Here is a 25,837-nt window from a genome sequence, read left to right on the forward strand (position 1 = left end):
CTTTTAGAAGTCTACGTTGGGACAAAGGTTCACGATCGGCCCTAACCTCGGCGCAGACCCTGTACCCCCCACCGGACGAGGAAGCCGGCACCGGCGGTGGCGCCGAGGGTGATCAGCAGGAGGATGGCCAGGACGACCTTCTCGTCCTGGGTCACCACGGCCACCACCATGATCAGGTCGAGCAGCAGCAGACCGAGGGCGGCCAGGCCGCCGACGACCACGGCGGCGATCCGGGCGCCGTGCGACCCAGCCGGGGCTGCGGCGGCGGACCGTTGCGGCACCGGGATGTTCTCGGGGCTGCGAGGTGGCTGGTTGACGCGGGCCGGGGCCGGGACCCGGGCATCCAGGTGCGGGATGGCGGCCGCCGAGCCGGCGTACAGGGTGGGCTCGACCCGTACCGTGATGCCGTCCGCGCCGACCAGCAAGCGGCCGCCATCCGGCCAGGCCAGCATCACCGACACGTCGGCGTAGCGGACGGTGGCGACGTCGGTCTCCTCGACGACGCTGACGCCGTCGTCGCCGACCACCAGCCGGACGGTGTTGTTCTCCAGGCTCGGGTGGATGTGACCCTGCACGGTGGCGTGGGAGCCGGTCGGGGCGGCAGCCAGGCCGGCCCACTCGGCCGAGCGGCCGCCGGGGGTCATCAGCAGGCCCGTGGACCAGGCCTGGGCGGCCACCTCGGTCAAGGCCGCGGGGGTGACGGCGCGGATGTCGGCCAGGATCTGTGGCAGCTGCTCGACCGGGCGGCCGGAGGCCAGGTTGAACGCCTGGCCGGGCAGGCGGCCACCGCGCTCCTCGGCCTGGGTGAGTTCGTCGCAGCGGTGGCCGATGACCGTCGCCACCTCCTTCTCGTCGACCCGGCCGAAGCGCAGGGCGGCCAGGCCGTCGAGGAAACCGCCGAGCACGGCGCCGCGCTTCTCGGGCAGGGCGTCGGCGGCGGCGGTGATCAGCGCGGTGCCGTCCGTACGCGGGTCGTAGTCGGTGTTGACCGAGTAGGACAGGCCCTGCTCCTGGCGCAGCGACCGCATCAGCGACCGTTCCAGCACGCCGGTGAACACCCCGGACGCCGCGGCCCGGGGCACCACCGCGTCCCAGACGACGGTGCCGGCCGAGCCGCGGAAATACGCCGGGGTGCGGGGCAGCGCCGACGACGGGCGCGGGACCGGGCGGCGCGGGCCGTCGGGCAGGTCCAGTCGCAGGCCGGCCGGCACCTCGTCGGCGGCGATCCACAGGGCGGCGTTGCCGCGGGTGAAGTAGGCCGCCACCCAGGCGCGCAGCTCCTCGGGGCCGATCGCCGGCAGGCCCCACTCGGGGTAGGCGCTGAGCCCGAAGTCGCGGGCGCCGTACCGCCACAGCGACATCGAGTCGGCCAGTCCGCCGGCTCGGCTGCCGCGCTCCGTACGCAACAGCTCCTTCTCGACGTCGAGCCGGTGCATCGGCAGGTCCCGCAACGACGTGCAGACCCCGGTCAGGAACGCGGCGACCTCGTCGGCCGTACCCTGCGTATGAAAGTAGGTGAACTCGGGCGTCGTGGTGCCGTTGTAGTGGTGGTCGGCCACCCCGAAACCGTGCAGCGCCAGATGCTCGACCAGATGCGTGATCCCGCGCCGGGCCAGCGTCTCGTCGGCCTGTCCGACCCGGAAGACCAGCCCGCCGTGCATCGGCCCGGTGGTGGGTCCGATCATCGCGGGTACGCCGTCGATCTCGATCTGCCGCATCAGTTCTCTCCCCGCATGGCCCAGGCGCGGGCCTCGTGCAACGCTCCCGTCGGCATGGTCGAATACATGTCCCACGGCGCCATCGCCGCCCGCGCTCCCATCAGCCGGAACACCCGGGCCGCGTACTCCCGGTCGCCGTACCGGTGGAAGGCCAGGGCGAACGTGCCCAGAGCCTGGTCGGCCGGGTAGATGCCGGGCGTAAAGGCGTGGTTGAGGACCGACCGCTCGGCCGCCGCGCGCAGGTCGGGCAGGGTCTGCTGCAGGTAGGTCCGCTGGTCGGCGCCGCCGATCTCGCCCAGATGCTCGAGGTGCGCCTCGGCCACCAGCATCCCGTGCGGCGCGCCGGGCAGCGCGGCCAGCATCCGCTCGTTCGCGAAGGCGTGGGCCTGCTCGAAGGTGCCGCTCCACTTCGGCAACAGCTGTTGCAGGTGCTGGACCTGGGCCGGCAGGTGGTGCTCGTCGATCGCGGCCAGGCGGGCGTACCGGCGGGTCTCCTCGTCGACGCCGAGCGAGATGCCACGGGCGCTGAGCAACCGGGAGGTCCAGATGGCGGGGTCGGCCGGATGCCGGGCGGCCCCCTCCAGCAGCACCTGTTCGGCCCGGTGGAGCCACTGGAAGAAGCCGCGCCACTGCTCGGGGCGGACGTGCTGGGCCCGCGCGGCGGTCCGGATGTTCCAGCCGGTGATGATCAGGAACTGGCCGAGCAGGGCGAACGCGGCGCCGTCGGCCGGGTCGCGCTGGACCAGGCCGCGCAGGAAGTCCTCGGCGATCCGCTCTTCGGCGCCGAGCCCGATCAGCCTGGTCCGGTCCTCCGCGGTGGCCGTGTCGAGGACGGCCCGGCAGGCCGTCCAGTCAAGCCGGTGCAGCGCGTCGCGGAAGGTGGCGAACTGAGGGAACAGCTGGGCCACGTCGGTCTGGAACGTGTGGGGCACCGGAGCATCCTAGAGATCGACGGCGAGGACCGCCCAGCCGGCCGCGTCCAGCCCGGCGTGGCCGGGTTCGCCGAGGTCGGCCCGGCCGGCCAGCACCTCGCGGGCGTCCGGGGCCGGAACCGACAACGGGGTGTCCGCGGTCGAGAGGGCCACCAGCAGCCGGTGCTCGCCGTCGGTCTGCTCGTAGACCAGGGCTTCGTTGGCGACGTGGTGCACGACCGTGCGGGAGCGGTGCAGCCACGGGTGGCGGCGGCGCACCGACAGCAGTTCCTGGTGCAGGTGGAAGGTGGGCAGGCCGACCGGTGACAGGTCGGCCGGCGAGTCCGGGAAGGGCGGGCGGATCTCGTCGTCGCCGCCGGCCCGGTCGTACTTGACGCCGCGGAAGGCGTGCTCGTCGCCGGCGTACACCGCCGGGGTGCCGCCGACGGTGGCCAGGACGGTCACGGCGTGGGCGAGGTGCCGTTCGTCGGTCAGGCGGCTGGCGATCCGGGTGACGTCGTGGTTGCCGAGGAAGGTCCAGGGTGCGAAGAGCTCGACGAAACCGTCGTGGCGGCCCAGCGCGTGGGCCAGCTCGTAGAAGTTGCCGTCGTTGAGCGACGACCAGATGGCCTTCCACAGCTCGTACTGGGTCACCGAGTCGAGCTTGCCCTCGGTCACGAACGCGGTGTAGTCGCCGTGGATGACCTCGCCCATCAGGTACGCGCCGGGATGCGCGGCGCGGACCCGGCCGGCCACCCGGGCCCAGAAGGCGAGCGGGATCGCGTACGCCACATCGAGCCGGAACCCGGTGACGCCCCGCCCGAGCCAGTGCTCCATCACCTCGGCGACGTGGTCGGCGACGGCCGGGGTGTCGTGGTTGAGCGCGACCAGGTCGTGGTGCCCCTCGAAATCGTCGTAGTCCGGCTCGTCGCCGCCGGTCCAGCGCAGCCGGAACCAGTCCGCGTAGGCCGACGACGGCCCGTTGCGCAGCACGTCCTGAAACGCCCAGTGCCCCCGGCCGACGTGGTTGAAGACCCCGTCGAGCAGGACGTGTACGCCGCGTTCGCGGGCCGCCGCCACCAGCGCGTCAAACTCGGCGTCGCCGCCCAGCCGCGGGTCGATCCGCCGGTGGTCGACGGTGTCGTAGCCGTGCGTCTCGGACGCGAAGACCGGCCCGAGGGCGATGCCGTTGGCGCCGAGGGCGAGCACATGGTCGAGCCACGGGACGAGTCGCTCCAGCCCACCGTGGTCCCCGACGAACCCGAGCGGATAAACGTGCCACCAGATCGCATGTTCCTGCCAGTCCACCGCCGGAGCGTAAGGCCTGTTTCAAATTCTGTCCCGGGGCGCTTCCCTCTGGTGGTGAATTTGGAACGGGCCTAACCGACTTGATCTGTGTACTTGGCGGTAGCTTTTCGGCCACCCGACGCGCTTAGATTCACCTACGTCTATTTCTTCGGGAACCTTGGGGTTGCAGATGCGAGGTCGCAGCAGGATCGCCCTGATCGTCGCCGGGGTGCTGGCCGGAGTGGGGCTGGCCGCGCCGGCACACGCGGCGGTCAGCCGGGAACAGCTGGCGTTGCGCTGGGCACCGATCCACTACCAGGACGTGGACGCCACCGGGGACCACGCCCTGGGCGGCAAGTCCGACTACATCGCCGCGTACGACTTCGACGGCGACCTGAACGGCCGCAACAACTGGGACCGGGCCGGCTCCGGCTCACTGGCCGCCACCGCCTACTACTCGGTCGTCGAGACCGGCAGCCACTGGTACATCACCTACTTCTTCTTCCACCCGCGGGACTGGGTGGACCACCCGTTCTTCGAGAACGAGCACGAGAACGACGGCGAGGGACTGCTGCTGTCGATCGAGCGCGACGGCACCGACTACGGGGTGCTGCGCTCGGCCGTGACGGTGGCGCACAGCGACTTCTACTCGTACACGCCCTCGGGCAGCACCTGGACCAGCGGGCGCGAGTCGGTCGACGGCACCCTGCAGCTGCAGTCGTCGCCGCACGACTCGTTCCAGCACCCGGTCACCGCACAGGAGGCCAAGGGGCACGGGCTGAAGGCGTACCCGCAGTACAACATCAACGGCGACGGCATCGTCTACTACCCGTCGACCGTGGCCGAGACACCCTCCACCGGCGACGACCGGGACGTGCAGTACAAGCTGGTCGACATCTTCGCCGGCGGCGGGCTGTGGGCGCAGCGCAACAACGCGAACCTGTTCGCGTCGCTGGGCACCTTCGCCGGTGACACCAGCGGCGGCTGCGGCCAGGGCACATACGGCTGCGGCACCAACTCGGCCAACGCGCCGTGGGGCTGGGACGACGGCAACGACGTGCCCGGCCGCGGCGAGCTCGCGTCCGACCCGGCCAAGCTGGTCACCGAGTACTTCACGATCCCGGTCGCGGTGTCCCGCACCTACTCCTACAACCCGTACCGCACCGAGGCCAAGGAACTGGCCCGCCTGGACAAGGTCGCCCCCCGCGTCGAGGACTAGTCGTCGCGCAACCCGTCGAGGATCTGGCGGAGTATCTCCGGAGTGCGCTGCGGAGGCTCCGCCTCGATCGACAGCCGGCCCATGGCCTCGGCGTACTGGTCCACGTCCTCGCGTTTGTCCAGGTAGAGGCCACTCGTGAGGTGCTCGATATACACCACGTCGGGCACGTCCGAGTGGCCGAAACGCAGGATGGAGAATGCACCGCCGGCTGCCGCGTGGCCCCCCGAGCGGAAGGGCATGACCTGCAGGCGTACGTTGCGGAGCTTGCTGACCTCGAGCAGGTACTCGATCTGCTCGCGGAGCACGGCCACCCCGCCGATCGGGCGGCGCAGCACCGCCTCGTCCAGCACCGCCCACACGCGCGGCGGGTCGGGCCGAGTCAGCAGCTGTTTGCGGGCCATCCGGAACTCGGCGCGCCGGGCGATCTCGGCCTGCGCCTTGCTGCCGTGGCCGAGCATGATGACGGCCCGGGCGTACGCGTCGGTCTGCAGCAGTCCCGGCACGAACTGGATCTCGTACGTGCGGATCAGCTCGGCCGCCTGCTCGAGGTCGAGGTAGTTCTGGAACCAGGTGGTGAGCACGTCGCCGTACGCGTGCCACCAGCCGGGGGTGTTCGCCTCGCGGGCCAGGGCCAGCAGCCGGGCGTGCTCGCTCTCGTCCTCGATGCCGTAGAGCCGCAGCAGGTCGGTGACATCGCGCTCCTTGAACGCGACCCGGCCCAGCTCCATCCGGCTGATCTTGGACTCGGAACCCCGGATGGCCCACCCGGCCTGATCGCGGGTGATGCCCTTGGCCTGCCGTAGGCTGCGCAGACGGGCGCCCAGCTGCATGCGCCGGACGGTGGGCCCGCCGTTCTGCTGTGTGCCGGCCACGTCAGAGCACGCTCGGATCCGCCGTGGAGTGCCTGTCCACCGTGGATCCACCTCGCACTACGTCCGTCACGCCTCTTCCCTCGATCAGGTGATTCAAAGATCGGCGCAAGCATAGACCGCTCCAACGTGCAAATTGCACCGGCCGGAGGGACAACGATGTCGGACTTGGTGTACCAACCCACCGCCGAGCAGCTCCGGCGCTGGTCAGGGCAGCGGGTGGGCGGCACCCTGCGGCTGACCGGCCCGTGCCCGGCCTGCGGGCGGGACGTCACCGCGGCCGTGTCGGCGACCCTGGACGGCCTGGAGACGCTGGACGCCGGCGCACCCGCTCCGGCCGGCCGGACCGTGTCGATCGCCTGCACAGCGGGCTGCGGGCGGCGCTGGAACGCGCGGGCCGAGGTCGAGGCGAGCGGCCGGGCGCGGCTGGCCCCGTCGCCGGACGCACGGCTGGACGAGGCGGCCGAGGCCTGGCGGGTGGCCGGCACCGAGCAGGAGGGCCGGCTGCGGGCCGCGGCGGAGAAGTGGATCGCCGGGGTCACCGCGCTACTCGGCGTCCTCACCGTCGGCGGGGTCGGGCTGGCCGCGGAACCGATGCGCAAGCTGGCCCTGGGCGGCCGGTTCGCGGTGGCGGCCGTGGTCGCGGTGGCGGTGGTCGCGGCCGGGCGGGCGATCGTGCTGGCCTACCGGGCGGCGTACGGCTGGCCGCGCCGAACCTCCGCCCCCGACGACGCCGCCCTGCTGGAGTGGCACGCCCGCCGGCGCGAACAACCCTCGGTCATCGCGCGGCGCCTGCGCGGCGCGGCCACTGCGGCCGGGGTGGCACTGGGCGCGCTGGTCGTGGCGGCCACCCTGACCTGGTTCCTGCCCGCCGCCCGGCCGCCGGCGCCACTGGTCCGGGCCACCATGCGGGACGACGCGACGGTGTGCGGGACGCTGCTGGCGGCGACCGCCGACGGATCCCTGCGGGTCCGCCGGGCCGACGACGGCGAGGTCGCCACCCTGCCCGGAGCCGAGGTCCGGCGGCTCAGCCCGGTGGAACGCTGCTGACCGGAATCGCCCGGTTGTAGGTGGGCCGCTTCCACGACTCGTGCACCGGCTCGCCGCCCTGGTGGATCCCGGCCAGCGTCCAGTCCAACGTGAAGCACGGCGACCCGGACGAGCCCGCGTCGGTGTCGGCGGTGTGCCTGATCAGCCCCTCCTCGACCGCCGCGACCTGCCCGAAGCGCATCTGGACGGGCCCGCCGAGCAGGTGCTGCAGCACGACCAGCTGATCGCCCGCGGCGACCCGAGCCGGTTTCACCTCGACCCAGCCGCGCATGGCGGCCGACGGCTCCCCCACGCCGCCGAGCGACTCCTCGCCGGCCGCGGTCGCCAGCGCCAGCACCGCGAGGTCCCGATCGGGATCGGCGGCGGCGACCCCCGCCACCCCCACCGTTGTCCCCTGGAAGATCGTCAGCCCGGTCGCGTCGGCCCGGTAGTCGAGCCGCAGCCGGACCTCCTCCAGATCACCCTGCCGGATCACGTGATAGCAGGTCAGGCAGCGGTCGGGGGCGATCAGGAAGCCGGTGCCGAGCGGACGGTCGCCGCGTTCCAGCCGGCCGACCTGACCCTCCAGTTCACCCAGCCGGGTCCGCCAGCGGGCCGGGTGCAGGTCGGGCATCCGGTCGCTGAGGATGCTCTCCAGACCGTCCGGTTCGGCCGCGGCCAGCTCGAGCCCCGCCGCCACCGCGCGCAGGCCGGGATGCCCCGGACGGGACTGCCGGGCGGCCACCACCAGGTGATCGATCCAGCCCTCGCTGGCGGCGGCGCGGATCAGGTCGTACACGATGGACTCGTAGTTGCCGGCCATGGTGATCCGGGCCCGGTCGCGGGACAGCCGGTAATAGAGCATCTCGTCCAGCCGCTGCGGCGAGAACGCCTCGATCAGGGCCTCACTCAGCCGTTTCGCCGTACGCCCGTCGAGCACCCGGCCACTATAGTCAGCACCAGAGTGGAGGGACGGAACCATCACGCTCACCGGCGAACAGTTGCGCGGCCTATCCGAGGCGCTGCTGGACGCCTACCCCGAGCGCGACGACCTCGAACAGCTGTTCTTCTTCTCCCTCGACCGCCGGCTCGGCGACTACGTCGGCGAGGCGGGCATGCGGACCGTGGTGTTGCGCCTGCTCCAGGCGGCCCAGTCCGAGGCGTGGCTCGACCAGCTGATCGACGCCGTGCTCGATGACCGCGGCGACAACCCGGCGCTGCGGGTCTGGGCCGGCGGCCGGTCCCGCTCGGCGCCGGAACCCCTGCCGCCGCCCGACCAGCGGCTGCTCGACAGCAAGTACTTCGACCTGCGCGAGGTGCGCCACCGGATCCGCGAGGCCCGCCGCGGCGCGACCGGCGGCCTGCTCGCGCTCGGGCTGCCCGACACCGAGATGATCGTGGTCAAGAAGCTGTGCGACTGGCTCCCGCACCTGCTCGGCGCGGTCGAGCCCAAGGAGCTCCTGGCCCTGCGGCCCGACCTCGGCTCGGTCGACGCACGGGTCAAACAGGTGCTGTCCTACCTGCCCGACCTGGACACCGTCAACGTCGTCCTGCCCGTCCTGGCCGCCGGGGTGCCCGCCTCGGTGACGGCCGCGTTCTGGACGGGCGTTCGGCAGCAGGTCGGCGTCCAGCGGCACCTGCTGGTACCCATCTTCGTCGGCGCCTCGGCCGTCCCCGACGGCGTGACCTCGCTGGCCGCGCCGAGCATCCACCCGTCCGACGTGGCCGACTGGACCGAGCAGATGGTCGGCCGGCTGGGCTGGGACCCACGCCTGGCCGGGCCGTGGAGCTCCCAGATCATTCTCGACTGCGGCGGCGAACCGATCGACACCCGGCGGATGTTCGAGGTGATGGACCGGTCCATTCGCGACGTCCGGCACCGACAAGCGGCGTTCCGGCGCCGGCTGGAGGAGTTGACCTAGATGCCGACCCGCCACCGTGTCGACACGTCGACCTGGTACGACGCGTCCGCCGAGCAGCCGCCGGCCCGCGAGATCGAGGACGCCGCGAGCGACGTCGCGCAGCCGTCGGCCCATACGGTGGCCCGGGAGCCCTACCGCGCGAGCGAGCGCCTGCAGGCGGCGGTCAACCTCGCCGTCGGGCTGGGCCGGCCGTTGCTGCTGCAAGGCGACCCGGGCGTCGGCAAGACGCGGCTGGCGCACGCCGTCGCGTACGCGCTGAATCTGCCCTTGGAGATCGCGCCGATCAAGTCGACCAGCCGCGGCCGGGACCTGCTCTACACCTACGACGCGGTCCGCCGTCTGCACGACGTCCAGCTCCGGGGCCGGGTCGGCGACGCCCGCGACTACATCCGGCTGGGGCCGCTCGGCCGGGTGATCGCCCGCGCGCAGCACGGCCGGCGCTCGGTGCTCCTGATCGACGAGGTCGACAAGGCCGACCTGGACTTCCCCAACGATCTGCTGCACGAGCTGGACGCTCTCGCGTTCGCCTTCGACGAGGTGCCCGGCGCCGGTCACGCGGTGCCCGCCGACCGTCCCGACCTGCGGCCGATCATCGTGGTCACCAACAACGAGGAGAAGGCGCTGCCCGGCGCCTTCCTGCGGCGCTGCATCTTCCACTACGTCGAGTTCCCGGCCGCGCACGCCGACCTGGACGACATCCTGACCATGCACGGGGTGGACCGGCCGGAGCTGCGGACCGCGGTGATCGAGATGATCGACCGGTTGCGTGCGCTCGACCTGGCCAAGAAGCCCGGCCTCAGCGAGCTGCTCGACTGGGCCGGCTTCCTGCAGGCGGTCGGCACGCCACCGGACGAGGTGGCGGCGCTGCCCTATCCCGAGGCGCTGCTCAAGCAACGCGGCGACCAGCAGCGCGCGCTGGATCGACTCGGCCGGTCGTGACCGCGTCGCCCGCCTTCATCCACGACCTGGTGGTGCGCCTGCGCCGCCGCGGTCTGCCGATCGGCGTGGACGACTACGCGACCTTGCGGTCGGCCCTCGCGGCCGGGTTCGGGCTGGGCTCGTCGGACGAGTTACGCGACCTGTGTGTCGCGCTCTGGGCCTCGTCGGTGGCCGAGCGCGAGATGATCGTCGCGGCCTTCGCGGCTTCGGAAACCCCGTTCTGGTACGCCTCCGCGCCCGCCGAGCCTCCCGCGGCCCCGTCCCCGATGCCAGACGTGGAACCCGCCGGCCCCACGGAACCCGTCGTTCCCCCGGCGGCCGAGCCCCCGCCGTCCCCCGCCCCGGCCGTGCGGCCGTTCCCCGGCGTGACCGGGCCGCCGCCGCCCACCGGCGAGTGGGATCCGACGCTGGTGGTGAACGCCCAGCACCCCTTGACCGCCCGGGAGATCGCCCAGACCTGGCGCCGGTTACGGCGCCCGGTCCGCACCGGTCCACCGTCCGAACTGGACATCGACGCCACCGTCGACCGCTACGCCCGCACCGGCGTCGCCACCGGCCCCGTGCTGCTCCCACCCCGCCGCAACACCGCCCGCTTGCTGTTGATGGTGGACCGGCAGGGCTCGATGACCCCCTACCACGCCTTCATCGACCACCTGCTCGACGAGATCCGCAACGCCGGGCGGCTGGACGCGATCCGGGTGGCGTACTTCCGCAACCTCCCCGGCCGCGCCCCCGACTCCCTGCTGGCCGAACTGCCGGACCCGTTCACCCCCGAGCTCGACCCGGTGCTGGCCCAGATCCGCCCCCTGACCGGCGGCCGGCTCTACGCCGACCCGGCCCTGACCGAACCGGCCCCCCTCGAATCGGCCCTCGTCCCCGGCACGGCGACGGCCATCATCAGCGACGCCGGCGCCGCCCGGGGCACCTTCCACACCGGCCGCCTTTTGACCTCGATCGCCCTGGTCAAGGCCCTGCACGGGGCCGGCCACGCGGTCGCCTGGCTCAATCCCGCCCCACCGTCGCGCTGGCCCGGCACCACGGCGGCCCAGATCCGGCGCCACGTGCCGATGTTCCCCTTGACCACCGAGGGCATGTATCGGGCGGTGGACGTCCTGCGGGGCCGCCCGCGTCCCACGGAGCGCCCCGCATGACCACGGCCCTGCACGAGGCCCGCCTGTCGTTGCCGCCCGGCGCGGTCGAGCTGGCCTGCCACGCCGCCGTGCCGGTGGCCCTCGACCCCGGTTTCCTGCACCTGCTCCGGATCAACTTCTTCCAGGACCCGCCCGAGGTCCTCCCCCACGACGCCGAGGCCGCGCTGCTGACCTCCCCGCTGTTCCAGGAGCTGGGCGACGGCCTCTACGAGGTCGAACCGGCCCTGCGCGACCGCCTGTTGTCGGCCCTGGTCGCGGCCTACGGTCCCGGGCGTCTGACCAAGGTCGCGGTCCTCCTGGAGCAGTACACCAACCGAGCCGACCCCTGGCCGTTACGCGAACTCGACTACGCCCAGCGCCTCACCGCCTTGAGCATCGTGCACCCCGACCGGGCGGCCACGTGGCTCGACCGGGCCGCCGCCACCAGCGCCGCCGGCCCTTTGGCCCGCGAGTGGTACGTGGCCATGCGTACGCTCCTGGACCACCGCCCACCCACCCTGGCCGCCGACGTCCGCGCCGCCCTGGGCACCACCGACGTGCGGCGGCTGGGCGAGCTGGCCCTGCTCCCCGGCGCCGACGTGCTCTCCCTGGTGCGCCGCCTGCAGACGATCGCCATGGTGCCGGGCCCGGAGGCGGCCGCCGCCGGCCGCATGATCCAGCACGTCACGGCCGTGATCCCCCCGCCCCGGGTGCCGTCGCTGGCCACCTCGGCCCAGGACCGGTACATCCCGCTCGTCCCGTTGCTGAGTCCGGCGCCACTGGGCAGCGACGACGTCGAGGGGCTGCGACAGCGGGACCCGCGCACCCGCCCGTGGCGCCACCTGCGGGTCCCGATCGGCCGGGCCGACGACGGCGGGGCGCTCGAGCTCGACCTCAAACCGCGTTCCGACGGCGGGGCCGGGCCACACGCCCTGATCATCGGCGCGACCGGAAGCGGGAAGAGCGAACTGTTGCGTACGGTGGTGCTCGCGCTCGCCATCACGCACCGGCCGGACGAGGTCCAGTTCGCGTTCGTGACGCTCCTCGGCCCGGCCCCCTTCGCCGAGTTCGAGGATCTGCCGCACACCGCCGCGATGATGACGAACCTGCTGGCGGACGCGCACCCGGCCCGGCGCGGGCGATACCTGCTGAGTCCGCTGGCCGGGGAGCTGGACCGCCGGCTGGCGGTGCTGCGGGTCGCCGGCCATCCGACGCACCGGTCCTTCCAGGCGGCCCGGGGCAGCAGCGCGTTGCCGTCGCTGATCGTCGTGGCCGACGACTTCACCGAGATCATCGCCGCCGACCCGCACGCCCGCGAGGTGCTGCTGGCGATCGCCGAGGCCGGTGCGTACGCCGGGATGCATCTGGTGCTGACCAACCAGCGCGCCGGTGACGGACGGCTGCTGGGGCTGGGCGACCATTCCACCGTCCGGATCGCCCTGCGGACCGAGAGCGAGGCCGACTCGATCGCCATTCTCGGAACGGCGGGCGCGGCGCATCTGCCCAGGGTGCCGGGGCAGGCCTTCTTCCGGTCGGGCGGGACACGGCCGATTCCCTTCCGGGTGGCCTACGTGTCGGCGCGGCGGCCGGCCGAGCTCACCCGATGGACCGGCATCCTGCACGAGGTGGCCTTCCCCGACCAGCAGGACACCGAGCTCGTCGCGACCGTGCGCCGGCTGGCCGCCCTGGATCCGCCCGTGCCCCGCTTCTTCGTGGACGGAGAGACCAGGTCGGCCACTCTGGGCGACGAGCTGGGGCCGGCCGGGCCCACGCCGGAGCGCGGCTTCCAGGTGCTCCGGCCGGACCTGGAGCGGACGTCCTCGCTGCCGGTCACTCCCTCGAGTGCCGGCCCGTGGGTGCGGGTCGATCAGCCCGTGGTCGTCGGCGGCCCGTCGCCCAGCCGCCGAACGACCGCCCTGGAGACCCTCGCGTGCGGGCTCGCGCTGACCCGTACGCCCGACGAGGCCGATATCGCCCTGCTGGCCCTGGACAGCGGCGGTCTGATGCGCCTGGCCGACCTGCCGCACGTCTTCGTCGCCGCCAACCTCACCCAGGCCGGCCGGATCTACCATCTCTTCGCCATCCTCCGGCTGGTGCTGGGCCAGCCGGTCGCGATCGGCTCGCTCCTCAAGCAGCCGGCCCTCAACCGGCCGACCTTCGTGATCATCGACGGTCTGGGCACCCTCCTCCGCTTCTTCCCTGATCTGCGTCCGTTGACCGCCGAGTTGCTCCGGTTCCGTCCCGACCGGCAGATCCACCTGATCACCACCGAGGCCGGCATGGTCGTCACCGAGCTCGGCACCCGCGTCGACCTCACCGACGTGGAACCGCTGCTGCCGACGCTTCCCGCCGACGATCGGACCCCGGGCTCGGACGCCCGCGAGATCGCACAGCTCGCGGACCGGTACTGGTCGGGCCTCCGGCCGTCCCCACCGCCGCCGCCGGGCCTCCTGCAGCCGGCGGAGCTGGCCGAGGTCCGCCCGAGCGACCCGCTCAGTTACGTGGTCGGCCGGGAGTTACTGACCAGCATCCCGGCGGAGATCGACTTCACCAACGGAACCGGACTGCTGGTCGTGGGCGGCCGTAGCTCGGGCAAGACCGCGTTGCTGCGGCTGCTCGCCACCTCGATCCTGCGTCGCTACGCACGCGACGGCGGCGCCCGGCTGGTGGTCCTCGACCCCGAGGGGGCGCTGTCCGACCTGCGGGACGATCCGGCCGACCGGCGGGACGGGATGATCATGCGTCCCCGGACGGGCTCGGCCGCCGAGTCCCGGCGGCTGATCGCCGAGGTGGCCGAGGTTCTGCGGGGCCGCCTGCCCACGCCGAACCCGGACGCCGAGGCCTTCCGCGGCCGGAGCGACTGGACCGGTGCGGAGATCTTCGTCCTGGTCGACGACCTCGATGAACTCGACGGCCGGGGCGGAACCCTTCAGCCGCTGTTGCCGTTCCTGCCGGAGGCCGCGGATGTCGGACTCCACCTGTTGGTGGCGCACGCGATGACCGATCGTGAGCGGCTCATGCGGGACGAGGCGACCCGAGCCTTGATCGAGCTCAGCGCGACCCAGGTCCTGTTGTCCGGCACGCCGAGACCCAGCCCGGTGCTGGGCGAGGTCATCCCGATCCCGCTGCCGCCGCTCGTCGGCCGCCTGATCGTCCGCTATGCGCCGCTGCGGACGGTGCAGTTCGCCTACGAGCCGCCGTCGGCCGCGGGCACGTAGCGGGCGAGCCAGGCCCGGCCCACCGCACCGAACGGCTCGGCGCCGGCCGTGACCTCGGCCATCAGCCGGTCGGCCTCGGCCCGGGCGGCGGCGATCACGTGCGCCGGGTAGCCGTAGAGCATCTGGTGTTCCTCGAACTCGTCCTCGTCGTCGAGGATGAACCGCCCGTCACGCGTGCGGATGACGTCGAGGTCGAGGTCGACGGCCTCGATCAGGGTGCCGGTGGTGGTCGGCGGGGTGCTGATGTCGATGTAGAGCTCGGTCCGCTCGTCGGCCTCGGCGTTGAAGGCGGCCACGTACCATCCCTCGGCCGGGATCAGGGTCAGGAAGTCGTGCTTCTGGATGTGTGGGGCCTCGTCGCCGCGCTGGATCGTGGTGCCGGCGCGGGTGCCGTACCAGGCGCCGAACGCGTCGGTGCCGAGCGGCTCGATCGCGTAGTGCCAGTGCAGCCGGCCACCCCATTTGGTGAAACGCATCTCCGCCACACCGGTCAACGTAGCGGGAGGAGCGACGGCATCGCTCCTCCCGTACGCGGAAATCACGCGGCCGGTGTGCCGGTGACCTTGAAGGAGTTGGTGCGGCCGACGTTGTCGAAGGAGCCGAAGCCGGCCCGGCCCGACGTGAACGTGGTGTCGCGGGCGGTCATCAGCGGGTCCTTGGCGCCGTCCAGGTAGACGGCGATCTCGCCGGTGGCCGGCAGGTGCTTGACCCGGACCTGGTGGTAGGCGTCGTCGGTGATGGCGGGGTTGGCGCCCCGGCTGCGGCCGTTCCACTGGTAGTCGATGCGTTCACGGTCGGCGTTGTTGACCTTGAAGATGCCGTTGTGCGGGTAGATCGTGTTGTCGGTCGAGACGTGGGCGTAGTAGAACTCGGTGTCCGACCTCCAGCCGAAGATGATGATCACGTCGCGGTTGGTGATCTCGACCGGTGTGTCGAGGCGTACGTTGGCCTTGATCTCGACCGAGGACATGACCGGGCCGGCGGTGAGGATCGCGTATTCGAACGGCCGGCGCGGACCGGGCCGTTCGGCGCCGGCCTCGGCCAGGATGACCTCGCGGCCGGTGAACCGCCACTTCGACGGGGTGACGGGACGCCAGTTGGTCGGCCGCAGGGTGTCCGCCACCCTGGTCGTCCCGGCCGGGGCGGCGGCGAAGGTGTGGGTTCCGGTGACCTTCCAGATCTTGCCGTTGGCCTTGGCCAGGATGTAGAGCTCGCCGGAGCGGTCGGTGCCGAAGCGCAGGTCGACCCGGTTGGGGTCGCCGACCGAACCGGGCCCGGAGATGTCCTGCATCCTGATCGGCGTGCCGCTGTCGGTGAACAGGTTGAGCCGGTGGATGGTGGCCGGCGCCGCGCCGCGTTTCATCTCGGACGTCTCGGTGTAGAAGACCCAGCCGCTGACCAGGTCGCCGAAGACGTACTTGCCGCGCAGGGCGGGAATGGCGTCGCCGCGGTAGACGAAGCCGCCGGCAACGGCGACGCCGACGTCCGTGGTGCAGTTCCAGCCGGGTGCGGGGTTGTGGTCGTACTCGGCCACGGGATAGACGTAGCCGGCGTCGTCGGCCGGCAGCGGGTAGAGCCGGTCGCAGGGGTTCGCCGGCGTACGGTCGAACCGGTACCGCCCCTCGCGGTCGCTCCAGCCCAGGTTGTCCCCGGCCCGCACCTCGTAGATCGACTCGATGGCGTGCTCGCCGATGTGGCCCAGGTAGAGCCGGCCGGTGGCTTTGTCCCAGCTGAACCGGTGCGGGTCGCGGAAGCCGTAGGCGTAGATCTCACCGAGCCGGCCCGGCTGCCCGACGAACGGGTTGTCGACGGGTATGCCGTAGCGGCCGTTGGGCGCGTTGGTGCCGCGCGGGTCGATCCGGATCAGCTTGCCGTGCGGCATGGCCAGGTTCTGCGGGTCGGTGTTGCCGACGCCCTGGCCGCCGTCGCCGACCGCGAGGTAGAGCAGGCCGTAGTCGGCGTCGCCCGTCCTGGCGTACGGATTGAAATTGATCTCCTGTACGCCGTGGATCTGACCGCCGAAGCCGATCCGCAGCACCTCACGATGGGTGCCCGAGAACGTGTCGGCGGCCGGGTCGGTGGCCTTCCACTCGGTGATGATGGCCTGGTAGATCGTGTTGGCCTGCTGATAGTCGGGTGTCCGGGTGGCGTTGGCGACGGCCGTGGTGTGGATCGTGTAGAACAGGCCGTTGCGCTGGAACTCCGGGTGGAACGTCACGTAGCCGAAGCCCTGGCCGAGCCCGCGTCCGGAGAAGAACTCGGGCGCGAAGGTGGCCTGCACGTCGAGGTAGACGTGCGGCGTGCCGTTGTCCACGAGGTAGAGGTTGCCGTTGAGATCAGGAACGGCCCGGCGCCCCGAGCCGTCGGGCAGTTCCATGATCGTGTTGATCCGGGCGATCCGGTTGAGCCGCTGGTCGATCAGCGGCGGGTTGGTGAACGACTGCGGGAACTGGGCGTACTCGGACAGGACGAGGCCGAGCCGGGAGGTGACCGGCTCGGTCGGCACCGGGTCGTAGACCGGCGCGTCCGCGGCGTGCGCGGCGGGTACACCGGCCAATGTGGACAACAGAAGCGCGGAAGCCATGACGGCGAAGCGGCGCATGATTACCCCCGAATCATGTAGCGGTACTGGTTCGCGACCTCACGCGAGGACAGCGATCGGCTGAGGAACATGAGCGCGTCCATCCGGCAGTCGCACGGGTTCCGGTCGGCGGACCCCGGCCAGGGAAAGCTGCCGCCGATCTTGATGCCGCGCGGATCGGTGGCCGTGGTGACGTGCGGGCCCAGGCCGTTGACGAGCCACGGGTCGTCGTCGCGGGTGTAGAAGCCGGGCACCGGCTTTCCGTCGCGGTAGAGCGCCATGGTGCCGTTGGTGAAGTCGAAGGTGGCGGCCAGGTGCACCCACTGGCCCTTGGGCAGCAGGGTGCGCCAGTCCTCGTCGGCGGCGAAGGTCTGCGAGTCGCCGCCGTCGATCCGTCGGCCGAGGGCGACCAGCCGCAGCGTGCCGTCGACGTCGATCAGTTCGAGCAGCGCGCGGACGGCGTGGCCGTCGGAGTCGCCGGAGAGCACGCCGGTGAGCCCGATCGCGTTGAACCCGGCGGCCGGGCCGTCCATGTCGCGCTTGAACCAGCCCATCGTGGTCGCGCCCGCGGTGGCGTTGAACGCGCGCAGCGTGCGCACGCCGCCGGCCGACCAGATGCCGGCCTTCCAATCGTCGTTGACGCCGTTCTTCGGGCCGGTCCGCAAGACCTTACGGCCGCCGGGGTACGCGCGGTCGGCCACGCGTTGCGCCACGCCTCCGTTGATCAGCTCGATCTCGGTGCCGCTGCGGCCCTGGTCCCGTTCCAGGGCGGGGTCGCCGGGCACCGGATGGTCGAAGTCGTAGTAGGCGACGAGGTCGTCGCGCAAGGCGGGATGGACGCCGGGCGGGCCGGCCGCCGAGGCGTTGACCGGTGCCGTGGCGTCACCCACCGCGAGGACCGCGGCGACGACGGCCAGGGCACGTCCGGCTCGGTTCATGGGGTCACCTTTCTTCCGGAGGCGGGCCGGCCACCGAGATAGAGCTCACCCAGCTGCGGGTCGGCCAGGAGTTCGGCGGCGGGACCGGAGATGTGTACGCGGCCCAGGTCGAGCACGCAGCCCAGGTCGGCCGTCTCCAGCGCGCGGCGGGCGTTCTGCTCGACCAGCAGCACCGCGGTGCCGGCGTCGCGCATCCGCACCACCTGCTCGAAGACGGTGCTGGTGGCCTTGGGGTCGAGGCCCATGGACGGTTCGTCGAGCAGCACCACCGACGGCTCGACCATCAGCGACCGGGCGAACTCGACCTGTTTCTGCTGCCCGCCGGAGAGCAGCCCGGCCGGCGCGCCCCAGCGGTCGGCGACCACCGGGAAGATCTCCTTGACGAACTCCACGCGCTCGGCGATCTTGGCCTTGTCCGTGATGGTGTACGCGCCCAGGCGCACGTTCTCCTCGACGGTCATCTCGCGGAACACGCTGTGCCCCTGCAGCACGAGCGAGACGCCGGCCGCGAGCATCTTCTGCGGCCCCAGGCCGGTGACATCCCGACCGTTGACCAGGATGCGTCCCTCGCGCGGCGCGAGCAGCCCGCTCGCCACCTTGAGCACAGTGGACTTACCGGCGCCGTTCGGCCCCACGAGGCACACGATCGAGCCTTTGGGCACCCCGACACTGAAGCCGCGCAGCACCGGCGCCGCGCGGCCGTATCCCGCGATGACGTTTTCCAGGGCGAAGAGATCAGACACCAAGGTACGCCCCCAGCACACGCTCGTCGGACCGGATGACCGACGGCGGCCCCTCGGCGATCGGGCGCCCCCGGTCGAACACCACGATGTGGTCGCTGATGCTCATCACCAGGTCCATGTTGTGCTCGACGATGACGAAGGTGCGGCCCTCGGCGTTGAGCTCGCGGACCAGCGCACCGATCCGGTCGAGCAGCGCCGGGTTGACGCCGCCGGCCGGTTCGTCGAGCAGGATCGTCCGCGGCCCGGCCATCAGCACCCCGGCCAGTTCGAGCAGTTTCTGCTGGCCCCAGGACAGGTTCCGGGCCTCGACGCCGGCCAGGTGCTCGATGCCGAGCCGGGTCAGCCAGCTCCGGGCCCGGTCGACCTCGGCCGGGTGCCGGGCTCCGCGCAGCGCCCGGCCGATCCCGCCGGGCCGGACCGCGGCGAGCACGTTGTCCAGCGCCGTCATCCGCGGGAAGACCCGGCACAGCTGGAACGTGCGCCCGATCCCGGCCTTGGCGATCGTGTGCGGCGCTTTCCGGGTGATGTCCCGGCCCTGGTACGTCGTCGTGCCGCTGTCCGGCCGGATCATCCCGGTGACACAGTTGAAGAACGTCGTCTTGCCCGACCCGTTCGGCCCGATCAGCGCGTTGACCCGGCCGGGCCGGAACCTCACGGTCGCGCCGTCCAGGGCGGTCACCCCGCCGAACGCCTTCCGCAGCTCCGCGGTCTCCAGGCTCATCGCGACTCCCCCGCCTTGCTCAGCTCGCGGAGCTCGGCCGCGGTCACCTCGCGGATGGTGGCCGAGTCGTCCGGCCGGAACCGCCGGACCAGCGCGCCGATCGCGGGCAGCACGCCGTCGGGCATGAACAGCACGACCAGGCCGAGCAGCAGACCGGTGGCCACCAGGTGCAGCTGCGTGTCGCCGAAGGACACCTTGAAGTACTCCAGCGCGACGCCGACCACTATCGCCCCGACCACCGGCCCGAACAGGTTGCGCACCCCGCCCAGCAGGGCCATCAGCACCAGGTAGGACCCGCTGAGGATGGAGAACTGGAACACCGGGTCGAGGTCGCCGAACCAGAGCGCGTAGAGGCCTCCGGCCAGCGCCGTGAACACCGCCGAGACGACAAAGACGATCAGCTTGTACGCGAAGGTCGGCGTACCCAGCGCCTCGGCCTTGTCCTCGTCCTCCCGGATCGCCTTGAGCCCCAGCCCGAACCGGGACCGGTCGACCAGCCACCACGCGAGCAGGGCCAGGGCGAGCAGCCCGGCGTAGAGGAACCAGAACGCGCGGTGGTGCTCGGGGCGGGACAGGCCGGGGAACGGTCGCGGGACGACCAGGCCGTGCGAGCCGCCGGTGAACGACGCCCAGCTCTGGAAGACCAGCAGCAGGATCAGCACGATGGCGATGGAGACGATGACGAAGGAGGCTCCGCGTACCCGCAGCGCGGCCATCCCCAGCGGCACCGCGAGCAGGCCGATCAGCGCGGCCGCGACGAACAGCGCGACGAACGATCCCAGCCCGGCCCGGGTGACCAGCAGGCCGGTGGCGTAGCCGCCGAGGCCGGCCAGCGCGCCGTGGCCGAGCGAGATGTAGCCGGTGAGGCCGCCGACGAAGTTCCACGAGGTGGCGAGCACGGCGTAGTTGAGGACGACGACGCCGGCCGAGAGGATGTACGGGTTCGGTGCCAACGAGGGAAAGAGCAGCAGGGCCGCGGCCAGCACGACGGCGGCGCCGAGCCCGCCCCACCTAGAAACGTTGCGCAAGGCGGCCTCCGAAGAATCCCCGCGGCCGGAAGGCCAGCGTGGCGAACAGCGCCAGGTAGAAGACGGTCTGCGCCCAGGTCGGGCCGAGCGGGATCTGCAGCAGGCCCTGGGCCAGGCCGAGGATCATCGCCGCCACCGCCGCGCCGGGCACGCTGCCCAGACCGCCGACCACGATGATGGCCATCAGCGGCCCGATCCAGTGCCAGTGCAGCGACGGGTAGATGGTGGTGTCCAGCGCCAGCGCGGTGCCGCCGACCGCCGCGGTGGCCAGGCCCAGCCCGAACCCGTACCCGGCGACCTTGTGGGTGTCGATGCCGACCAGCCGCGCGGCGTCCTGATGTTGGATGGTGGCCCGCAGCGCCCAGCCGAACCGCGTACGCTTCATCAGCAGCCAGAGCCCGCCCAGCGCGACCACGGCCAGGCCGAACGCGATCAGCTTGACCACCGCGATCCGCGCGCCGAACATCCCGATGCTGGCCGAGCCGTAACCGAGCTGGATCCGCCGCTGGGTGCCGGTGAACGCGTAGCCCAGCAGCCCCTCGATGAGCACCGCGATCGCGAAGGTCAGCAGCACCGACATCATGGTCAGCGTCGCCGGGCGCAGCCGCGAGAGCAGGCCCCGTTGCAGGCCCATGCCGGCCGCGAAGAACAGCGGCACGGTCACCACCATCGACAGCAGCGGGTCGACGCCCAGCCGGGTGTGCGTCCACCAGGCCAGGTAGGCGGCGAGGATGAGGAACGCCGAGTGCGCGATCATCACCACCCGCATGATCCCGAAGTACAGCGTCAGGCCCGCGGCGAGCAGCGCGTAAAGGCCGCCCAGGAGCAGGCCGAGGACAACGCTCTGCAGCAGAAACGCGCCGGTCATCGCCCGGTCACCAGGCCGGCTTGGGGTAGAGCAGGTCGGCTTCCTTCAGGTTCTCCGGCAGTACGATCTTGATCTCGCCGCCGCGCCACTGCTGGATCATGTGGGCGCCCTGCGGTTTGCCGGTGGCGTCCCAGGTGAGCGGGCCGACCACGGTCTCGATCTTGTTCTTGCGGACGAAGTCGACCAGCTTCTTCTGGCACTCGCCCTGCTCGGCGCAGCCGGCGGCCTTCACCGCCGCCTCGACCACCTGACCCGTGGTGTACGCGTTGGCCTGGTCCTCCTCTGGATCCTGGCCGAACTGCGCCTTGTACTTCTCGACGAATTCGGAGTTGCTCGGGTACGGGGCATCCTGGCTGTAGCCGGTCGGTGAGAGCACGCCCTCGGTCTTGTCGCCGATGGCCTTGGCGAACTCCGGCTCGGTCGGCGCGGTCGAGAACGCGGCCAGCTTGGGCTGATACCGCAGCTGCCGCAGGGCCACGATCAGGTTGACGCCGTCCTGGTACTGCGAGCCCCCGATCAGCACGTCGGCCTTCGATGCCGCGATCTTGGCCGCGATCTGGCCGAAGTCGGTGGTGTTGGGCGGGTAGACCTCGTCGGCCACGATGGACAGACCGCCGGCCTTGAGCTTGTCGCGCAGCCCGTACGCGGTTCCCTGGGCGAACGGGTCGTCCATGGACGCCACCGCGACCGTCCGGGGCCGCTGGCCGGCCGGCATGGCCAGGATCGCCTCGGCCAGGTAGTTGTAGTGGTCGTTGGCGACCGCCGGGGCGGCGTAGAAGAGGTTCTGGAAGCCCTGGGCGAAGACCTCCTTGGCGGCGCCGGCGGGCTCGACGAAGAGCATGTCGTACTCCTCGGCGACCCGGGCCGCGGGCACCACCAGGCGGGTCGAGAACGGGCCGACGACCAGGTCGACCTGATCCTTGCCGATCAGCTGCTCGTAGTCGGCGACCACCCGGTCGGCGTTGGACTGGTCGTCCAGGATCTTCAGCTCGACCGGCCGGCCGAGCAGGCCACCCTTGTCGTTCACGATCTTGGCCCAGGCCTGGTAGCCCTGCTGGACGCCCTTGCCGGGCTCGGAGAAGTCACCGGTCAGCGGCAACGAGATGCCGATTTTTATGGGCCCTTTTCCGCCTTGCTCACCGCTTTGCTCAGAGCAGCCGGTGATCAGAAGTATGGCGGTGGCGCCCACCGCTGCGACTCGCCGAAAGTTCGTCGACATCCTCGGACGCTCCTCGTGTCGGGGAACGAAAGCGCTTACGAAAGCGCTTTCGCAATCTATGCTGTGCGGTGCGTCACTGGCAATAGGCGTACAGCGATGTTTCCGGGGAGTGAACGATGCCCAAGCCCGGCCCGAGGTTGCGGCTCGTCGACGTGGCTCAACGCGCCGGCGTCTCGCTGGCCACCGCGTCCCGCGCGCTCGCCGGCCGCGACGGCGTCAGCGAAGAAGTAGCGGCCCGGGTCCGCTCGGTGTCCCGCGAACTGGGATACGTGGCCAACCCGTTCGCCCGCACCCTGGCCGGCGGAGCCAGCACCACGGTCGGCCTGGTCGTCCATCAGGTCGACGACCCGTACTTCTCGGAGATCGCCGGCGGCGTCATCCAGCTCGCCGATCAACAGGGGCTGCTGGTGCAGATCTGCCACTCCGGCCGCGACCCCGACCACGAGCTGCGCCAGATCCGGCACCTGATCGCCCAGCGGGTCGGGATCATCATCATCGCCGGTTCCGGCTACAGCGACCCCCGGCTCGAGGCCGAGGCCAAGGCCGAACTCGGGGCGTACCAGCAGGCCGGTGGACGGGTGGCGGTGATCGGTCGGCACTCGCTCAGCGTCGACGCGGTGCTGCCCGACAACGAGGCCGGCGGCAAGGCCCTCGGGTCGTTCCTGCTCGGGCTGGGACACACCCGGATCGCGGTCGTGGCCGGAACCGGCGCGCTGACCACCGTCGCCGACCGGCTGGCCGGGGTGGCGACCGCCCTCGGCGAACACGGAATGTCACTCGACCAGATACCGGTGGTGCACACCGACTTCATCCGGGAGGGCGGGCGCGAGGCGGCTGAACTGATCCTGCGGGACCACCCGGACACCACCGCGATCATCGCGCTCAACGACGCCATGGCCATGGGGGTGCTGTCGATGCTGCGCGAGCGTGGCATCGCCGTACCCGGGCGGATGTCGGTGGTCGGGTTCGACGACGTGTCGGTGGCCGCCGACCTGGCCCCGGCCCTGACCACGGTCCGGCTGCCGATGACCGACATGGGCCGGATGGCGCTCGAACTGGCCCTCAAACCCCGGGCGGCACGGCCCCGCCGCCGCCCCACCGGCCACCGCCTGATCGTGCGCGACTCGACGGCGCCGCGTTAGTCTTCACCCACTCTCAGCTACATCCTCACAGGTTGAAGAGAAAGTTCCCCGCAAGAGTGCACAGAATCGGATCGGCAGGTGTCATAGGGGACGTGACCTTCGAGAATTTCGCGGTGGCCAGGCTGCCCAGCCTGCTGCGCTACGCGATCGTCCTCACGGGCAATCGCGACCTGGCCCAGGACGTCGTTCAGGAAGTCCTGGCCAGAGCGCAGGTCAAGTGGAAGCGGATCAGCGAGGCGGAATCGCCCGAGGCGTACGTCCGGCGCATGGTGCTCAACGAGTACCTCTCCTGGCGACGCAGCTGGGCGGCCCGCAACGTGCACGCCGTCGGTGAACGCCTGGTCGAGCTGGACGACGCCCGTGGTGGCGTCGGCGACCACGCCACCCGCGTCGTCGAGGCCGACGAGCTGTGGAACCGGCTCGCCGTTCTCGGCCGCAAGCAACGCGCCGTGATCGTGCTGCGGTACTACGAGCAACTCGACGACGACCAGATCGCTGATCTGCTCGGATGCTCGCCCGCCACCGTCCGCAGCAACGCGTCCAGGGCCTTGAAGACGCTCCGGCTCTCGTCGGAACGGCCCGAGAGAATTCCCGTCGAGGAGAAGTCGTGACCAACCACCACAACCAGCTCCGCGAGGCCATGGTGGCCCACGAGCACCTCGCCCCCGAACCCGCCGCCGTCTACGCCCGCGTACAAGATCTCGCCAAGGCCTACAAGCGCCGGCGGCTGATCGCGCAGACCGCAGGTGGCGCCGTGCTCGGCGCGGCCGCCCTGGTCGGCGCGTTCCAGATCCCCAACCTGATCCCGGGCCAGACCGCGCCCAGCGGCGGCACCGCCATCGTGCAGCCGGCCGCGCCCCAGGTCAGTGCCTCGCCCGCCGCGCCGTCCGCCCCCGCGCCGCCCGCGGACGACGAATCGCCCTTCACCGACAAGGAGCAGAAGGCCCGCGACAAGTACTTCGCGGCCGGGTACGGCGTGTCGGAAGCCGAGAAGCTGGGCAAGATCTGGAAGCTCAAGGACATCGACGACGTCAAGGTCAAAGCCGGTAAGGAACTGCTGGCCGGCCGGAAGCTTCCGGTGAAGGCGTCGACCGAGGGTGTGCAGAGCGCCAAGGAGGAGGCACAGGTCAACGCCTTCTTCGAGAAGGGCTACGACGTCGACGACGCGGTCGAGCTGGCCCAGCTGTGGAAGCTGCCCTCGACGTACGACGCCAAAGTGGCCGGCGGCAAGAAGATCCTCAGCGGCGAGACCCTGCCGATCAAGCCGTGACCCCCGAGCTCCACCGGCGCACCGGGTTCGAGATCGAGCTGCTGGCACCCGCCGGCCGCAGCCGGCTCGCCCTCGCGCAGGACCTGGCCGCGCGATGCGGCGGCCAGGTCCGGCCGGTGTGGCACCACGACAGCGAGCCGTCGCTGGTGCCCGAGGTCGGCCGGTTCCGCCACCTGACCCAGGGCTTCGAGGTCCGCCGGGCCGACGGCAGCCCGCTGTGCACGCTGGTCGACGACGTCACGCTGCTGGCCGACGTCGACCCGCGCGTACCGCCCGCCCCCGGCTGGTTCCGCATCCTCACCGACGACCCACGCATCCTGCGGCTGATCGCCCTGCACACCGACCCCGGCGTCACCGTCGACACGGCCCTGGACGCCGCCGCCGAGCTGTGGCACACCACGGTCAGCCGGCACGACGGCATCGTCGTGCTGGACGACGAACGGGACGTGACGATCGCGCTGGCCGCACCCCAGGGCGGCGAACGGGAACGCCCGTGCGAGATCATCACGCCCCCGCTGACCACCGGTCACCACGCCGCGCTGGAGGAACTGCTGGGACCGGCGCGCGAGATGGGCTTCACGGTGCCGCAAGAGGCGGCGGTGCACCTGCACGTCGACGGGGGGCCGTTCCGCGGGCCCCGGGCCCTGGCCAACCTGGTGCGGCTGTTCGCGCACTGGCGAGATCCGCTGCGTACCGTGCTGCAGACCAACCCGAACTGCCGGCGCCTCGCGCCCCTGCCCGACCCCCTGGTCAAGGTGGCCGACGGCGACGAGCCGACGATCGCCGCGCTGCGCCGGGCGGCCGACGAGGGCGAGCTGAGCAAATACTTCGACGTCAACCTGACCCAGGTGCTCACCGACACCCCGCGGCGCGACACGGTCGAGGTCCGCATCCTGCCCGGCGCGATCACCGCCGACGAGATCCTGGCCCGCGCCGGGCTGGTCGAACTCCTGCTCGACCGTTGCGCGACCGACGCGCCGTTCCCCTACCCGCCGGGCGACCCGGCCGCGGCGGCCGAGTCCCTGCTCCACCTGGCGGCGAGCACCCTGGGCGACCGTTAGGCCTTTTCCTCGGCTGCTCGGCCT

23 protein-coding genes are annotated in these 25,837 nt (G+C 71.7%); 10 read left to right on the forward strand and 13 right to left on the reverse strand.

What is annotated here, in order from left to right; translation table 11 throughout:
- Positions 1 to 41: 41 nt before the first annotated feature.
- The 3 genes from ACGFIO_RS22850 to ACGFIO_RS22860 are packed head-to-tail and all read right to left on the reverse strand — an operon-like array spanning position 42 to position 3,937.
- The gene (locus tag ACGFIO_RS22850; protein WP_392828357.1) at positions 42 to 1,718 is read right to left on the reverse strand and encodes a M16 family metallopeptidase; all 1,677 of its coding nucleotides are present in this window, start codon (positions 1,716 to 1,718) and stop codon (positions 42 to 44) included.
- Entirely contained in the window at positions 1,718 to 2,650 is a 933-nt protein-coding gene (locus ACGFIO_RS22855; protein ID WP_392828359.1) for a hypothetical protein, read from the reverse strand. Before ACGFIO_RS22855 ends, ACGFIO_RS22850 begins: the two co-directional genes overlap by 1 nt.
- A gap of 9 nt (positions 2,651 to 2,659) precedes the next feature.
- Positions 2,660 to 3,937 (reverse strand): alpha-amylase family glycosyl hydrolase, encoded by a 1,278-nt coding sequence (locus ACGFIO_RS22860; protein ID WP_392828361.1) that lies wholly within the window; start codon positions 3,935 to 3,937, stop codon positions 2,660 to 2,662.
- Positions 3,938 to 4,106: 169 nt separating this feature from the next.
- Here ACGFIO_RS22860 and ACGFIO_RS22865 point away from each other — a divergent pair, with 169 nt between their 5' ends.
- Positions 4,107 to 5,135 carry a hypothetical protein gene (locus tag ACGFIO_RS22865; RefSeq protein WP_392828363.1) on the forward strand — a complete coding sequence of 343 codons (1,029 nt, stop codon included), beginning with the start codon at positions 4,107 to 4,109 and terminating at the stop codon, positions 5,133 to 5,135.
- On the opposite strand, the gene ACGFIO_RS22870 is transcribed toward ACGFIO_RS22865, so the two are convergent.
- Positions 5,132 to 5,965, reverse strand: coding sequence for a helix-turn-helix domain-containing protein (locus tag ACGFIO_RS22870; protein ID WP_392828516.1), 834 nt, complete (start codon positions 5,963 to 5,965; stop codon positions 5,132 to 5,134). The genes ACGFIO_RS22865 and ACGFIO_RS22870 overlap by 4 nt on opposite strands.
- A gap of 198 nt (positions 5,966 to 6,163) precedes the next feature.
- On the opposite strand from ACGFIO_RS22870, the gene ACGFIO_RS22875 reads away from it, so the two are divergent.
- A complete protein-coding gene (locus tag ACGFIO_RS22875) occupies positions 6,164 to 7,054 on the forward strand; it encodes a hypothetical protein (RefSeq protein WP_392828364.1) in 891 nt (296 codons plus the stop codon).
- On the opposite strand, the gene ACGFIO_RS22880 is transcribed toward ACGFIO_RS22875, so the two are convergent.
- Positions 7,032 to 7,973 carry a trypsin-like peptidase domain-containing protein gene (locus ACGFIO_RS22880; RefSeq protein WP_392828366.1) on the reverse strand — a complete coding sequence of 314 codons (942 nt, stop codon included), beginning with the start codon at positions 7,971 to 7,973 and terminating at the stop codon, positions 7,032 to 7,034. The genes ACGFIO_RS22875 and ACGFIO_RS22880 overlap by 23 nt on opposite strands.
- Before the next feature lie 40 nt (positions 7,974 to 8,013).
- Between ACGFIO_RS22880 and ACGFIO_RS22885 the strand changes: the two genes are divergently transcribed.
- From ACGFIO_RS22885 to ACGFIO_RS22900, 4 genes are read left to right on the forward strand one after another with little or no spacing between them, the layout of a single operon-like run.
- Positions 8,014 to 8,955 carry an effector-associated domain EAD1-containing protein gene (locus ACGFIO_RS22885; protein ID WP_392828517.1) on the forward strand — a complete coding sequence of 314 codons (942 nt, stop codon included), beginning with the start codon at positions 8,014 to 8,016 and terminating at the stop codon, positions 8,953 to 8,955.
- Entirely contained in the window at positions 8,956 to 9,894 is a 939-nt protein-coding gene (locus ACGFIO_RS22890; RefSeq protein WP_392828368.1) for an AAA family ATPase, read from the forward strand.
- Positions 9,891 to 11,045 (forward strand): VWA domain-containing protein, encoded by a 1,155-nt coding sequence (locus ACGFIO_RS22895; RefSeq protein ID WP_392828369.1) that lies wholly within the window; start codon positions 9,891 to 9,893, stop codon positions 11,043 to 11,045. The genes ACGFIO_RS22890 and ACGFIO_RS22895 overlap by 4 nt, the downstream gene beginning before the upstream one ends.
- Positions 11,042 to 14,242, forward strand: coding sequence for an FtsK/SpoIIIE domain-containing protein (locus ACGFIO_RS22900; protein WP_392828371.1), 3,201 nt, complete (start codon positions 11,042 to 11,044; stop codon positions 14,240 to 14,242). The genes ACGFIO_RS22895 and ACGFIO_RS22900 overlap by 4 nt, the downstream gene beginning before the upstream one ends.
- On the opposite strand, the gene ACGFIO_RS22905 is transcribed toward ACGFIO_RS22900, so the two are convergent.
- The 8 genes from ACGFIO_RS22905 to ACGFIO_RS22940 form a co-directional block, all read right to left on the reverse strand.
- Positions 14,212 to 14,718, reverse strand: coding sequence for a DUF402 domain-containing protein (locus ACGFIO_RS22905; RefSeq protein ID WP_392828518.1), 507 nt, complete (start codon positions 14,716 to 14,718; stop codon positions 14,212 to 14,214). The genes ACGFIO_RS22900 and ACGFIO_RS22905 overlap by 31 nt on opposite strands.
- A gap of 62 nt (positions 14,719 to 14,780) precedes the next feature.
- Positions 14,781 to 16,826, reverse strand: a complete 2,046-nt coding sequence (locus ACGFIO_RS22910; RefSeq protein ID WP_392828373.1) for a PQQ-dependent sugar dehydrogenase — start codon at positions 16,824 to 16,826, stop codon at positions 14,781 to 14,783.
- 20 nt (positions 16,827 to 16,846) lie between these two features.
- Entirely contained in the window at positions 16,847 to 17,761 is a 915-nt protein-coding gene (locus ACGFIO_RS22915) for a LamG-like jellyroll fold domain-containing protein (RefSeq protein ID WP_392828375.1), read from the reverse strand.
- On the reverse strand, positions 17,758 to 18,504 hold the full coding sequence (locus ACGFIO_RS22920; protein WP_392828377.1) for an ABC transporter ATP-binding protein: 747 nt from the start codon (positions 18,502 to 18,504) through the stop codon (positions 17,758 to 17,760). Before ACGFIO_RS22920 ends, ACGFIO_RS22915 begins: the two co-directional genes overlap by 4 nt.
- The gene (locus ACGFIO_RS22925) at positions 18,497 to 19,225 is read right to left on the reverse strand and encodes an ABC transporter ATP-binding protein (RefSeq protein ID WP_392828379.1); all 729 of its coding nucleotides are present in this window, start codon (positions 19,223 to 19,225) and stop codon (positions 18,497 to 18,499) included. The genes ACGFIO_RS22920 and ACGFIO_RS22925 overlap by 8 nt, the downstream gene beginning before the upstream one ends.
- On the reverse strand, positions 19,222 to 20,253 hold the full coding sequence (locus tag ACGFIO_RS22930; RefSeq protein ID WP_392828381.1) for a branched-chain amino acid ABC transporter permease: 1,032 nt from the start codon (positions 20,251 to 20,253) through the stop codon (positions 19,222 to 19,224). Before ACGFIO_RS22930 ends, ACGFIO_RS22925 begins: the two co-directional genes overlap by 4 nt.
- A complete protein-coding gene (locus tag ACGFIO_RS22935) occupies positions 20,237 to 21,121 on the reverse strand; it encodes a branched-chain amino acid ABC transporter permease (RefSeq protein ID WP_392828383.1) in 885 nt (294 codons plus the stop codon). The genes ACGFIO_RS22930 and ACGFIO_RS22935 overlap by 17 nt, the downstream gene beginning before the upstream one ends.
- Before the next feature lie 7 nt (positions 21,122 to 21,128).
- Positions 21,129 to 22,295: an amino acid ABC transporter substrate-binding protein gene (locus tag ACGFIO_RS22940; RefSeq protein ID WP_392828520.1), complete on the reverse strand. Its 1,167-nt coding sequence runs from the start codon at positions 22,293 to 22,295 to the stop codon at positions 21,129 to 21,131.
- Positions 22,296 to 22,456: 161 nt separating this feature from the next.
- Between ACGFIO_RS22940 and ACGFIO_RS22945 the strand changes: the two genes are divergently transcribed.
- The 4 genes from ACGFIO_RS22945 to ACGFIO_RS22960 all read left to right on the forward strand — a co-directional run bounded on the left by ACGFIO_RS22945 (position 22,457) and on the right by ACGFIO_RS22960 (position 25,813).
- Positions 22,457 to 23,482, forward strand: coding sequence for a LacI family DNA-binding transcriptional regulator (locus ACGFIO_RS22945; RefSeq protein WP_392828385.1), 1,026 nt, complete (start codon positions 22,457 to 22,459; stop codon positions 23,480 to 23,482).
- A 92-nt stretch (positions 23,483 to 23,574) separates the two neighbouring features.
- Entirely contained in the window at positions 23,575 to 24,093 is a 519-nt protein-coding gene (locus ACGFIO_RS22950) for a SigE family RNA polymerase sigma factor (RefSeq protein ID WP_392828387.1), read from the forward strand.
- Positions 24,090 to 24,752, forward strand: coding sequence for a hypothetical protein (locus ACGFIO_RS22955; RefSeq protein WP_392828389.1), 663 nt, complete (start codon positions 24,090 to 24,092; stop codon positions 24,750 to 24,752). The genes ACGFIO_RS22950 and ACGFIO_RS22955 overlap by 4 nt, the downstream gene beginning before the upstream one ends.
- The gene (locus ACGFIO_RS22960) at positions 24,749 to 25,813 is read left to right on the forward strand and encodes an amidoligase family protein (protein WP_392828391.1); all 1,065 of its coding nucleotides are present in this window, start codon (positions 24,749 to 24,751) and stop codon (positions 25,811 to 25,813) included. Before ACGFIO_RS22955 ends, ACGFIO_RS22960 begins: the two co-directional genes overlap by 4 nt.
- Positions 25,814 to 25,837: the final 24 nt, after the last annotated feature.

It is taken from the genome of Actinoplanes sp. NPDC049265 (assembly GCF_043197135.1).
In the GTDB taxonomy this organism is placed as follows: Bacteria; Actinomycetota; Actinomycetes; order Mycobacteriales; family Micromonosporaceae; genus Actinoplanes.

Coding starts and splice junctions, on each gene's coding strand:
- ACGFIO_RS22890 (WP_392828368.1), top strand. CDS start 8,956: ATGCCGACCCGCCACCGTGTCGACACGTCGACCTGGTACGACGCGTCC.
- ACGFIO_RS22870 (WP_392828516.1), bottom strand. CDS start 5,965: ATGCAGCTGGGCGCCCGTCTGCGCAGCCTACGGCAGGCCAAGGGCATC.
- ACGFIO_RS22945 (WP_392828385.1), top strand. CDS start 22,457: ATGCCCAAGCCCGGCCCGAGGTTGCGGCTCGTCGACGTGGCTCAACGC.
- ACGFIO_RS22910 (WP_392828373.1), bottom strand. CDS start 16,826: ATGGCTTCCGCGCTTCTGTTGTCCACATTGGCCGGTGTACCCGCCGCG.
- ACGFIO_RS22925 (WP_392828379.1), bottom strand. CDS start 19,225: ATGAGCCTGGAGACCGCGGAGCTGCGGAAGGCGTTCGGCGGGGTGACC.
- ACGFIO_RS22900 (WP_392828371.1), top strand. CDS start 11,042: ATGACCACGGCCCTGCACGAGGCCCGCCTGTCGTTGCCGCCCGGCGCG.
- ACGFIO_RS22935 (WP_392828383.1), bottom strand. CDS start 21,121: ATGACCGGCGCGTTTCTGCTGCAGAGCGTTGTCCTCGGCCTGCTCCTG.
- ACGFIO_RS22905 (WP_392828518.1), bottom strand. CDS start 14,718: ATGCGTTTCACCAAATGGGGTGGCCGGCTGCACTGGCACTACGCGATC.
- ACGFIO_RS22875 (WP_392828364.1), top strand. CDS start 6,164: ATGTCGGACTTGGTGTACCAACCCACCGCCGAGCAGCTCCGGCGCTGG.
- ACGFIO_RS22850 (WP_392828357.1), bottom strand. CDS start 1,718: ATGCGGCAGATCGAGATCGACGGCGTACCCGCGATGATCGGACCCACC.
- ACGFIO_RS22915 (WP_392828375.1), bottom strand. CDS start 17,761: ATGAACCGAGCCGGACGTGCCCTGGCCGTCGTCGCCGCGGTCCTCGCG.
- ACGFIO_RS22865 (WP_392828363.1), top strand. CDS start 4,107: ATGCGAGGTCGCAGCAGGATCGCCCTGATCGTCGCCGGGGTGCTGGCC.